Source organism: Paenibacillus sp. DMB20 (assembly GCF_000987955.1).
In the GTDB taxonomy this organism is placed as follows: Bacteria; Bacillota; Bacilli; order Paenibacillales; family Paenibacillaceae; genus Paenibacillus_AQ.
Genome location: NZ_LAZU01000021.1, coordinates 376,017 through 387,908, shown reverse-complemented (window position 1 = coordinate 387,908; position 11,892 = coordinate 376,017). Strand labels below are relative to the sequence as shown.

The following is an 11,892-nucleotide window of genomic DNA, read 5'->3' as shown; positions in this document are numbered from 1 at the left end:
GGGATGAAAAGATTAACCGGAAAAACCGAAAAAAAACATGATCCTGGCATGCGCTCAGGATCATGTTTTTTTACATATGTTCAGCCCCAAGAAAAGTTAACCGGTCGGTTGAAAAACCTGCCGCCTTACAAACGCAAGGTTTCCTGAGGTTTTATCGCCACTTCCCTGCCTTCATGAAGAAATGCCATGGGCTCTCCTTCAAGCAGGGCATACTCCGTCCCGGAAGGCTTCATCCGGATTTCCAGCAGCCTTCCCCTGTACGTTATGCGGAAACGACAACCGTCCCAGTGTGCCGGCAGCTTGGGACGGAAGCTCAACCTACCGTCCGCGTTTCTGAACCCGCCAAAACCGTTTACGATCGCCATCCACGAGCCCGCCATCGCGGCCGTATGAAGTCCGTCCTTGGCGTTGCCGTTGATGTCATCCAGATCCATCCGCACCGTCCTGTTGAAGTAATCATACGCGCCCGCAAGATCGCCGATCTCCGCGGAAACGATGCTGTGAATGCAAGGCGACAACGAGGAATCATGCGTCGTCAGCGGCTCGTAATATTCGTAGTTCCGGCGCTTCTCCTCAAGGGTAAACCGCTCGCCGAGAAGGAACAGGGCAAGCACGAGATCCGCCTGTTTCAACACCTGATGCCGGTAGATGACAAGCGGATGGTAATGCAGCAGCAGGGGATATTTTTCCGCAGGCGCATTATCGAAGTCCCATTTTTTCTTGCTTAAAAAGGCGTCGTCCTGCGCATAGATTCCAAGCTCCTCGTCATAAGGCACATACATGCGTTCGGCGGCTTCCAGCCACAGCCCCGGCTCCTCGTCGCCAAGGCCGATTTTCCGCTTCAGCGCTTCATATTGCCCGGGATACTCCCGCCGCAGCAGCCCGGCCGTCTCGTACGCATACCTAAGCTGGCTCTGGGCCATCAGATTGGTGTAGGCATTGTTGTTCACGACGGCCGTATACTCGTCCGGTCCGGTGACCGCATCGATGCAGAACGCTCCGCCGCGCGCCGGATTGAAATGCCCCAGATCAACCCAGAATCTGGACGTTTCGAACAGGATCTCCGCACCCTTGTCGGCAAGGAACAAGGTATCTCCCGTAGCCTCGACGTACTGCCTGATCGCATAAGCGATATCCGCATTGATGTGCACCTGCGCGGTACCCGCAGGATAATACGCCGAGTTCTCGTCGCCGTCGATGGTCCGCCATGGATACAGCGCTCCCCTCTGGGACATGACGGAGCCCGGGTCCGCGCCCGGTCCAGCGTCGCATAGCGGAAGTCCAGCAGGGCCCTCGCCGTTTCCGGCTGCGTGTACGTGAAGAACGGAAGAATATACATCTCCGTATCCCAAAAATAATGTCCCTCGTAACCTTCCCCGGTCAGTCCCTTGGCACCGATATTCGTGACCCCGTCACGTCCGGCGGACTGCAGCAGCTGAAACGCGTTGAACCGGATACCCTGCTGCAGGGCCGGATCGCCCTCGATCTCGATATCGGCGCGGCTCCAAAACGCATTCAGAAACAGCTCCTGTTCCCGCTGGAGCGACTCGAACCCTTCCGCTGCCGCCTGCCCGTGCAGCTCTTCCGCAAGCGGAAGGAGCTCCGGTTCGGGATAATCTTTTGACGTGTGGTACGTAATATACTTCGTGAGGGTCAGGGCTTCTCCCGGGGCCAACCTTGCCGAAAATTCTACCGTCATGCATTCGTCCCTTACACTTGCGGAGCATTCGGTTTCACCAGGGGCCTCTACTTGATGGCTGATCGCCGTAAGCAGCTCAAATCCCGAATGGCGGGTACGCTGCCGCATCATCGAAACGCGTTCGCCGAAGATCGTCTCTTCCATCAGCAGGCTCGGCTGTACCGTTCCCGCTCCAAGACGGGGATCGCCCGAAGCTTCTCCCCCCGCGATTTTTCCGTCCATGGAGGATGCTAGCTGCAAGGTCCCGTCAAAATTGAGAGCTTTCACCTCATAGCATACGGCCGCCAGATGCTTCCGGCACAGCGCCACCATCCGCCGGATGTTGATCCGGACCCGATGACCCGCCGGAGACTCCCACTCCACCTCCCTGTGAAGCATCCCTTTTCTCATATCCAATTCCCTGCGGTAAGACAACACCTTCCCGGCATGAAGATGAAACGGCTCGCCTTCGACGATAAGCTGTATAAGCTGGGCATTCGTCACGTTCAGCATCGATTGATTGCGGGAAGGATACCCGTAGGCTCCCTCCGGATAAACGATCGGGTTGGAATCGTAAAACCCGTTTAAGTAATTGCCGGTGACGGATGAGCCCTTCTCCCCGAAATACCCTTCCTCGAAGTTCCCCCGCATGCCGATATATCCGTTACCAAGCGCAAACAGGCTTTCGCTCCTCTGATGGTTCGCCTCGTCGTAGGCTTCCTCCACAAGACTCCAGTCCCGGTATGGGTAAAGGGCCGCGGTACGCTCAAATTTCTTCAATTTCATCGGTTGTTCAGCCTCCTAACAGCTCGCGATTTCATATGAGAGGTCGTTCGTAAAGTCGACTTTTGATCACGATGAGAACCAAGTCCCGGTGCTGAAAACCCGCCTTTTTGAACTTATATTGAAAACCTGCTGCCACCGTTCCCTTGTCAACCCTTCACCGAGCCGCCCATCAAGCCCCGCACGAAATACTTTTGCAGCAGGAAGAAGATGGCGAGCGGCATAAGCATGGATATAAAAGCCGCTGACGTCAGCAAATGCCAGTCGTTGCCGCGGGAACCGACGAGATCGGCGATTTTCATGGACATTACCTGCACGCTCGGCTGGTTGCCGATGAAAATAAGCGATACCAGGTAGTCGTTCCATACCCACAGGAACTGGAAGATGCCGATGGAAGCCAGAGCCGGAACGGACAGCGGAAGAATAAGCTTGCTGAATATCGTAAAATGGCTCGCTCCATCGATGAAAGCCGACTCGAACAAATCTTTCGGCAGCTGGCTTATGAAGTTGTACATAAAGTACGTAACGAGCGGCAGACCGAAAGCGGTATGCGCCAGCCAGATTCCCAGGTACGTGCCGTTGAGTCCGAGCGCGGTATAATCCTTGAGCACCGGAATCAGCGCCACTTGAAGCGGGATGACCAGCATCGCGATGATCAGGACAAACAGCGTCCGGCGTCCAGGAAACCGTAGCCACGCGAAGGCATAAGCCGCAAAAGAAGCGATGAGCACCGGGATGACCGTAGCCGGGACCGCAATCGTCAGCGTATTCCAGAAAGCCTGGGACAGGCCGGTGCCTTTGTCCTTCGTTTCGCTGCCGTCCGGGTTTTTAATGGTATATTCCTTGCCGCTGACCACATTTTTGTAGTTGTCCAGCGTCAGCTTGGGAGCGGCCACCCAGCCCTGCTCCTGCACGTTAATTTCGCGTGCGCGGCGGTTTTGCCAGATCAGGCGGCTGTCCCCCTCCATACGCCCGATTTCAGTTGTTCGTCGCTGTAGGTTTTCCCGTTCACCTCGATCGGTTGCCGCAGATCGGTTTCCTTTGACAGCCGGATCGTTTCCGCCGTTTTCCATTCCTGGTGCGGAAGGACGTTCCACCAGCCGGTCTGCATAATGTCGGCCGCCGGACGGAAGGACGAGACCAGAAGGCCCAGCGTCGGAAGCAGCCATACGAAACAGATGAGGCCGAGGACCAGATTGACGATCCATTTGCCTTTTCTTTTCTTTTTGCCAACCATTTAGAATCCCCCCTGCTTGCGGAATTGACGTAGGTTGAAGTAAATCACGGGTATAACCGCAATCAGCAGCACGATCGCAAGGGTTGAGCCGTAGCCGAAATTCCGGTACATGAAGAACTGCCGGTAAAACTGCGTCGCTACCACCTCGGTTCCGTATTGTCCCCCCGTCATCACCATGACCACGTCGAAAATTTTCAGCGTAAACACGATAATCGTTGTCGTGACGGTCAGTATCGTGGTGGAGATGAACGGAATGATGATTTTGAAAAAGATCCGGATTTCGCCTGCGCCGTCCACTCTCGCCGCCTCGAGAATATCCTCGGGCACGCCTTTGATGGCCGCGGAGAAGATAACCATCGCAAATCCCGTTTGCATCCAGATCAGGATCACGATCAGAAAAAAGTTGTTCCACGGCTGCAGCAGGCTGACCCAGGCTTGCGGCTCCCCGCCGAAAGCGGTGACGATGACGTTCAGGAGACCGATCTGCTCATCGCCCGGCTGGTAATAATAAACAAACTTCCATATGACGCCGGCAGCCACGAACGAGATGGCCATCGGCATGAAAATAATCGATTTTGCAATCCGCTCATAACTGCTCCGGTCAGCAAGAATGGCAATCAGCAGCCCGAAAGCCACGCAGAACAAGGTTCCGACAAATACCCACAGCAGGTTGTTGCGCAAAGCCGTCGCGAGCAGCCGGTCGCTGAAGATTGCAATGTAGTTGCCGAGACCGACGAACTTATCAGAAGATGCATTAAAAAAGCTTAAATAAAACGTGCGCAGCGCCGGAAGCACCAGGAGCCAGCCCAGAACGATGACGGCGGGGCCGACGAATATATACGGGAGAACTTTTCTCCGCGTGAGATCCGGAAACTGTTCAACCGCCCAGCTCAGGGAGTAATAAATCAGGTACACCCCGATAACCCCCCACAATACGGCAAAAAGTGCCGTGAGCAGCGGATTCAGCGTGGAGTCCCGGAAAAACATGAAGATCAAGCCGTTGATCACGATGTTGGCGGCGAGCACGCCCAGGAAGAGCAGCACGCCTTTAAGGCTGATCCCTCTTTTGGCTTGTGTGTTCATTGGATAACCTCCTAGAATGGACCTCAAGGATGCAAAAAGAGAGGCAGACCTGCATGCGTAAATGACTGCCCCTCTTTTTGTCATGCCAAAAACCGCGTGGAATATCCGGTAAAGTTGTTCGTCAGTTGTCCCAACCGGACTGGATTTGTTTCAGGACTTCGTCAAGCTTTGCCGTTCCGCTCACATAGTCTGTCATGCCTTTCCAGAACGTTCCGGCACCTACTTTGCCCGGCATCAGGTCGGAACCGTCAAAGCGCAAGGTCGTGGCATCTTGCACGAGCTGTGCCATCCGCTTGTCGGATTCGGAGGAGTACCAATCGAGCGGAGCGTCGTTCATCGGCGCAATGACGCCGCCGGACTGCACCCAAGTCTTAATCGATTCGCCTGTCGTGAAGAACTCCATGACGGCGCGGACTTCAGGGCGGTCGTTAAACATCGCGTAAATATCGCCCGCTACCAGCACCGGTTTGCCGTACTGCTCATCGATCGGCGGCAGGTAGAACCAGTCGTAGTCCTCATCCACCTTGGCGGTTTCCGGGAAGAAACTTGTAATGAAGTTCCCGAGCAGATTAAACCAGGCTTTCGGCGGATTATCGAACATCGGCTTTGGAGCATCTCCGAACGACGTCGTGACGATGGACTTGTTGCCGCCGTATACATAGTCCGGATTCAGCCATATTTTGGACATGATTTCAAATGCGTTTTTCACTTCCGGCGAAGTGAACGGAAGCTCGCCCTTCACCCATTTATCGTAGTTTTCCGGCGAAGTCGTGCGGAGCATGATGTTTTCGATCCAGTCCGTAGCCGGCCAGCCCGTAGCCGCGCCGCTTTCGATGCCGATCGTCCAAGCCGGATCGCCGTCCTTCGCGATTTGCTCGGTCAGCTTCATCATGTCGTCCCAAGTTTCGGGAACTTTGTATCCGGCGTCCTCAAACTGCTTCTTCGGATACCACACCAGGCTTTTTACGCTGCTGCGGTTCCAGATGCCTGCCATGATTTTTCCGTCTTTTCCGTCCATCTTGGACATTTCCAGCCAGCTTTCGTTGTAGTTGCTTTTCAGTTTATCCTGGTCCAACACATTGGTAAGATCCACGACCTTGCCCGTTTTGGCAATGGAAGCCAGAAGACCCGGCTGAGGGAAGTCGGCGATATCCGGAGCATTGCCTCCGTCCACGCGGACGTTGATCGTGGCTTCGAACTCCTTGGAGCCCTCATACTGGATGTCGATGCCGGTCTTCTCTTCAAAGTCCTTGATGCTTTCCTCGAACTTTTTCTGGTCGACGTCCACGAAAGGACCGTACATCGTGACCTTGGTGCCCTTGTATTCCCCTTTGAGCGCTTTCTCCAGCGGGGAGCCGGCCGCCGTTTCTCCGCCCTTGTCTCCTTCATTGCCGCCGTTGTTTGAGGCAGGCGGTTCTGTCGAAGGTCCCGCATTACCCGATCCGCCGCAGGCGCTCAGCGTCATGGCAAATGACAACAGGAGCACCAGCAGCAGTGACATTTTGGATTTCGCAGCTTTTCTCATTTTTCCTTACATCCCCTTTGAAATAAATGTTGGAAAACAAAAATTCTTTGCCGTTCAGCACGTTTCGTCGCCGCTATCCGGGAGTTTGCGGATCACCTCCTTACCATTCCTCTGAGCCTTCCATCTATCTATCGACTTGAATCCAATTCGTAAAAGCGTTTACAAAACTTCGATTCGCTTAGGCGGTTCAATCAAGATCGGGGATCGCCGCAGGTAATCCGGTTAGCTTTGAGATTGGCCTCCGCCCCGCTTTGAAAAGCTTTTCAAAACGAAGGAAAAGCATGGAACTTTTACTTTTCCCGGGAAGATTCCCTGACAACCAGCTTATGCGGCATCCGCTCCCGCACAACCTCCACCTTTCCCGTGGTCGCAAGTTCATGAAGCTTTTCCGCTGCCCGGTACCCCATTTCATAGATCGGCTGGGCAATGGTGCTCAGCTTGGGAATAAACATATTCGCGATCCGCAAATTGTCGAAGCCCACGACCGATACCTGCCCCGGCACGAGTATGCTCCGGTCTCTCAGATAGGAAATGACCCCCATCGCAAATTCGTCCGCTACGCAGAAAACGGCCGTCAACTCGGGATAATCCGTAAACAACTCGTGGGCAGCCTCGTAAGCATGCTCAAAACGGTGCGTGGCGCTGCGGATTTTACTGGCATTATGCTCCAATCCGGCTTCGGTTAACGCCCTAACAAAGCCTTCATACCTCGGGGGTCCCGAAATTGAATTCTCGTGATTGAACCCGATCATGCCGATTTCGCGATGTCCGAGATCGATCAGGAATTTAACGGCATCATAGGCAGCCGCCTCATCATCGATCTCCACGCAGGGAATATCATATTCGTCGGAGTGCGTGGACAAGAGAACGAACGGAATTTTGCAGCGGAGCAGCTTGTCGTAATACTCGGGGAACAGCACGTCGCTCGCAAACACGATCCCGTCCACCTGCTTCTCATGCAAAATGTCGATGTAGGATAGCAGTCGGTCTTTGTCCCGGTCCGTATTGCAGATCATCAGGCTGTAGCCGAGCTTGATGCACGCATCCTGCATCCCCCGGATAATGCCGGAGTAATAAAAATTTTCGATGTCGGGAATAAGCAAGCCAAGCGTAAAGGACTTCTTGTAGATCAACCCCCTTGCAAAAGAGTTCGGCTGATACTGCAGCTTCTCGATGGCTTCAAGCACCCGTTCCCGCTTGCTTTCCACGACAGATTCAGGCGCGTTCATCACTCGGGACACGGTGCTGATGGATACTTGGGCCATTCGGGCCACGTCTCGGATCGTTGGTTTCATCATGTCGATAACATCCTCTTCTGAAAACCTTTTCAACGACATTATAACAAGGTCAATCGGCATTGGCAATCTTTTTGTCAGCGTTTACACGGAGGAGAAAAATGGAATCCGCATGCACGCTTTCGATTCTCTTACTCCTGCTTATCCTTTGCCCTGTGCTCGTTTTCATTCGAATCCGGCTTTTGGCGGAAATATAAAATGACCGAACAAGAACACCCTTGTCTTGTCCGGTCATCATGAGCACCCGCTACAGGGAACAAATCAAGAATATATACCTGCACGGGTTCATCCTTTTTACAGCGTTTGTCCACTGTCTACCGTAATGATTTGACCCGTCATCGCTTCCTGCTCCAATGCCGCGCAGATGAACTGCGCAATATCTTCCGGGGTTGAAATGCGCTGCAGCAGAAGATGGGGGGCCAGGTTCTTCATTTGTTCTTCCCTTCCCGCCCACCATCTTGTCGCGACGGCGCCCGGGACCACGCAGTTCACCCTGATATCGGGAGCAAGGGCACGCGCCAACGATTTCGTAAGACCGTGAACGGCCGCTTTGGAAACGGCGTAAGGCAGCGAGGAGCCAAGCCCCGTCTGTCCCGCGATGCTGCCGAGATTGACGATGGCGCCTTGCTTGTTCTTTTTCATGAAAGATGAGACGGCGCGGGCACAGTAAAACATGCCTTTCACGTTCACATCATAAAGCTCGTCCCACACCTCCCCCCTTGCCGACTCCAAGTCGTCAAACGGAATATGACGCGTAATGCTCGCGTTATTTACAAGCAAATCGATCGTCCCGAATTGATCCGCAACGATCTCGGCCATTTCTCTAACTTCCTTATCCCGGGAAACATCGGCCCGTACAGCTATGGCACGTCCGCCTTCGCCATTGATGATGTGTACCGTTTCTTCCGCCTCGGCTTTCGAACGCGAGTAATTCACCGCAACGGCCGCCCCCCGCTTGGCCAGAGCGAGGCACGTTGCCCGGCCGATCCCGGTACCGCCGCCGGTAACGAGTGCCACTTTATTGGTTAAATCCATCTTCCGTCATCTCCTTAGCTGCACCTGATAGAAATGATTGTATATCGTCGCGTTCAATTTGTATAATTGAATTAATTAAACTTTTGATTCAAAAAAATTGATCTTTAGATTGAAGGTACTCCAATGGATCTTAAAACCTTAAAAACGTTTCAAATGATTGTGAAGCACGGGAGCTTTATCCGTGCAGCCGAAGAAATGAACTATGCGCAGTCCACGGTGACGATGCAAATTCAAAAGCTGGAATCCGACCTAGGCGTTCCCTTGATCGAACGGGGGAAAAAAATCCGGTTAACCGAGGCCGGAAGGCTGTTTCACGAACAAAGCCTGCAAATCGTAAAAAACATGGAACAACTGCAATCAAGCATTTCAAATTTGCAATGGGGCGAAGCGGGGAACGTCCGTTTAGGGGTGACCGAGCCCACGGCCAGTTATCGCTTGCCCGGTATCTTGAGGAGTTTTTTAACCCGATTTCCGAACATTCGCATCTCGGTGGACATTTCGAATACGCCAACATTGAGCGAACGGCTGCTCAAAGGGGACGTCGACATGGCGCTCTGCTCGGCGCCTGATCTGGGCTCCGCTCTTTATTTTGAACCTTTGTTTAAAGAAAAGTTCGTGGTTCTGATGCCGGAGAATCATCCGCTTGCGCCAAAAACGGTGATAACGCCGGATGATCTTCGGGAGCACCGGCTTCTCATTACCTCGGCAGCCTGTCCCTACCGCAGAAAACTGGAGATGGTGCTGCAGGAATCGGGGACCGTTTCGCTGGATACGATGGAAGTCGGAAGCATGACGGCTTTGAAGTTTTATGTGGAAAACGGGTTAGGCATTGCCCTTGTGCCCGAAATCGTAACGAAAACCGTCCCCAATGGAACGATCGCACGGCCGATCGCCGGCAGTCTCATCGATATGACTTTCGGCATTCTCTGTAAAGCGTCGGAATACCCGTTAAAACTGGCGCAAGCCAAGCTGTATCAGTTTTTAAAACAAGAGCTGTTTATGCTGGGCTAACCGTTTCTCCAGTATCCATAACGACCGCCGTCCTAGCCCAAAATTTTAGTTAGAATACAATGCACACTCATACCATGATTTCTGCCATTTTCCTTCGTTCTCGCTTTGTCCGTTATTTCCGTCATTCCGGATGTCTTTTTCGACTCTCGGGACGTACGGCCAAAGCTTATAGACTTTCTTTCACTTCAGTTTATTCGCGGGATTTAACGGACATGGGATCCGTTAGACCCGTTTTTAGGGCGCTAAAAAATTCTAACGGACAACAGATCCGTTACTTGCCCATTTCGACGTATGTTACATCCCTCACTCCCTTCTAAGCGTTTCCTGTGTCCGTTAGAGAACGGGGACAAGGAGTTAGGAGGCAGTAACGGACTCTATGTCCGTTAACGTTAATTGGCGACTGACAGCTGCCGTCTATCGATATTTCATCGATTTTAAGGAGGGTCCATGAAACGATTATTACTGTACGTGCTTCTGCTTTCATTGCTCAACGGCTGCACGGATGAAAAAGGCTCTACCCGCGATACCGCTGAAGAAAATGCACTGGAACATGTTCCGCCATGCGGAAACGGCCTGCAAACGTTCAATAGAGTCACAGACGCCAGGCAAACCGGGAACGAATACATCATAAAGATAGAACGAAACTGCGAGCCGGAAAACGGAGAGGGGCCGAAAATGGAGACGGTCTATGCCTATTCGGTGACGCCGGAAGAGGTTAAATTGCTGGAATAGCCTTCCGGCTTGCTTGTCTGGCTGAAGTTCGAAAAAAGAGGCGCTCTAACGGGCATAAACGCTCTCTTCCATGTGTTTTCTTGCGATTCAAGAATGATTGGTGCGGCCGACCTCTTATAGCACAGAAACAAACACCCGCCCGGGCTAACGGACGGGTGTTTGCTGCATGTTCACGCTCAAGGCATCATATTCTGCCACTGTAAATACGGATAGGCGCGGCCGTCTTGCATGGTCCAAATGCCGTTCGGGCCAAAGTCCCAGCTTGTATAAGGGAGGATAGTTTTCATGATTGCGGTTGGCCAGCCCTGACCTTTGCCGACATTATTTTGCCCGGTCGTTTCCATATCGTAATTAGAATTGCTAACCCCCCCGGAGAAATTCGAGCCAACAAGGCCGCCTCTGGATTTGTATTTCCATCATACCAAAACCGCCGAGCTCCAATAAATCAGAAAATCCGAAAATTTGAACGATTAGGCAAAAAAAGCATAGCCCCGAAACGAGTCCGGAACCATGCTTATTCTTTTACGCGTATTATCACTCCCCCGCAGGGGCCGAGGAATCCGACTGTCTGGAAATCATGAACAGGGAAAACCAGATCAGCAAAAAGCCGGTAATTTGGGCATAGGTGACGACTTCATGGAAAACGACCCAGTTGATCAAAACGCCCACCATCGGGAAACTCAACTCGGCCAGCGTCGCCACCGACGCTTTGGTTGTGGTCAATCCCTTGTAATACACCAGAAGGCTGAGCAGTCCCGGCAGCAGCGCCTGGCCGATCAGATTGAGCAAGACCGCCGCAAAATCGCTCGTGCCGGCCGCAGGCAAATTCCATCCCGCTCCCTCATTCCACGTGATCACGCCCAGAAGGGGAAGCGCCAGGACAAAGCGCAGCGACGTGACCGTCTCATACTTCATCTGTCCCACCATGAGCCGGCCCATGACCGTCGATCCTCCCCATAAAGCTGCCGCTCCGAGCGACAGCAGACTGCCGACCTGCACGAATTCGCTCCAATGCCCGATCGGCAGGGTTACTCCGAAGGTAAGCAGATACGTCCCTGCAAGCGCCACGACGAACAGCTTGGCAAAATGCCGCGGAAGCTTCTCTTTAAGCAGAAGGCTTGCCAGGATAATGGCAAACAGCGGCTGCAGCTTTTGCAGAAGCAGCACCGCATTCAGGTTGCCGCTGGAAAGTCCCATGGTAAACAGAATCGTCGCTATGCCCGAACCGCCCCATGATATGAAGAGCAGCGCGCCGACATGCCTCCAGCCGATGCTTTTGAACTCGTGGCGGTTTTTCCAAATCACCGGGATGGCAATAAGAGATATAATGACATGCTCAAGCAGTACGATTTGCGAGGAGGTCATGTTCTTCAGAAGGATGATGCGGAACAAAGGGTCCACACCCCACAGGGCCGCTCCCAATACAACCAGCCAGAACCCGCCTCTGAAGCGGCGGTTTTCCTTTACCGAAACATTCGGTACCTTGACTCTTGCGCTAACGTTTCCCATCTTG

The 11,892-nt window shown here is 53.1% G+C and carries 8 protein-coding genes and 2 pseudogenes; 2 read left to right on the top strand and 8 right to left on the bottom strand.

Translation table 11 applies throughout. The features are described from left to right. Window positions 1-125: 125 nt before the first annotated feature. From XI25_RS35740 to XI25_RS08970, 7 genes and pseudogenes are all read right to left on the bottom strand, one after another. Complete coding sequence (locus tag XI25_RS35740) at window positions 126-1,235, bottom strand: glycosyl hydrolase family 65 protein (RefSeq protein WP_268794481.1); 1,110 nt, start codon at window positions 1,233-1,235, stop codon at window positions 126-128. Between the two features lie 65 nt (window positions 1,236-1,300). Then, window positions 1,301-2,464: pseudogene (locus tag XI25_RS35735) on the bottom strand (beta-phosphoglucomutase); the annotation flags it as partial. A 146-nt stretch (window positions 2,465-2,610) separates the two neighbouring features. Next, window positions 2,611-3,698: pseudogene (locus XI25_RS09000) on the bottom strand (carbohydrate ABC transporter permease). Next, on the bottom strand, window positions 3,699-4,781 hold the full coding sequence (locus XI25_RS08990) for a carbohydrate ABC transporter permease (protein WP_046678262.1): 1,083 nt from the start codon (window positions 4,779-4,781) through the stop codon (window positions 3,699-3,701). It abuts the pseudogene before it with no gap. Window positions 4,782-4,902: 121 nt separating this feature from the next. After that, window positions 4,903-6,306, bottom strand: a complete 1,404-nt coding sequence (locus XI25_RS08985; protein WP_046678261.1) for an ABC transporter substrate-binding protein — start codon at window positions 6,304-6,306, stop codon at window positions 4,903-4,905. A gap of 290 nt (window positions 6,307-6,596) precedes the next feature. After that, a complete protein-coding gene (locus tag XI25_RS08980) occupies window positions 6,597-7,604 on the bottom strand; it encodes a LacI family DNA-binding transcriptional regulator (protein ID WP_327204748.1) in 1,008 nt (335 codons plus the stop codon). Window positions 7,605-7,895: 291 nt separating this feature from the next. Further along, window positions 7,896-8,636 carry an SDR family NAD(P)-dependent oxidoreductase gene (locus XI25_RS08970; protein ID WP_046678259.1) on the bottom strand — a complete coding sequence of 247 codons (741 nt, stop codon included), beginning with the start codon at window positions 8,634-8,636 and terminating at the stop codon, window positions 7,896-7,898. Between the two features lie 123 nt (window positions 8,637-8,759). On the opposite strand from XI25_RS08970, the gene XI25_RS08965 reads away from it, so the two are divergent. Together XI25_RS08965 and XI25_RS08960 are read left to right on the top strand one after the other, a co-directional pair. Next, window positions 8,760-9,647: a LysR family transcriptional regulator gene (locus tag XI25_RS08965; protein WP_046678258.1), complete on the top strand. Its 888-nt coding sequence runs from the start codon at window positions 8,760-8,762 to the stop codon at window positions 9,645-9,647. A 447-nt stretch (window positions 9,648-10,094) separates the two neighbouring features. Next, window positions 10,095-10,379 carry a hypothetical protein gene (locus XI25_RS08960; protein ID WP_046678257.1) on the top strand — a complete coding sequence of 95 codons (285 nt, stop codon included), beginning with the start codon at window positions 10,095-10,097 and terminating at the stop codon, window positions 10,377-10,379. Window positions 10,380-10,913: 534 nt separating this feature from the next. Here the strand turns inward: XI25_RS08960 and XI25_RS08955 are convergent. Then, complete coding sequence (locus XI25_RS08955; protein WP_046678256.1) at window positions 10,914-11,888, bottom strand: DMT family transporter; 975 nt, start codon at window positions 11,886-11,888, stop codon at window positions 10,914-10,916. Window positions 11,889-11,892 lie beyond the last annotated feature (4 nt).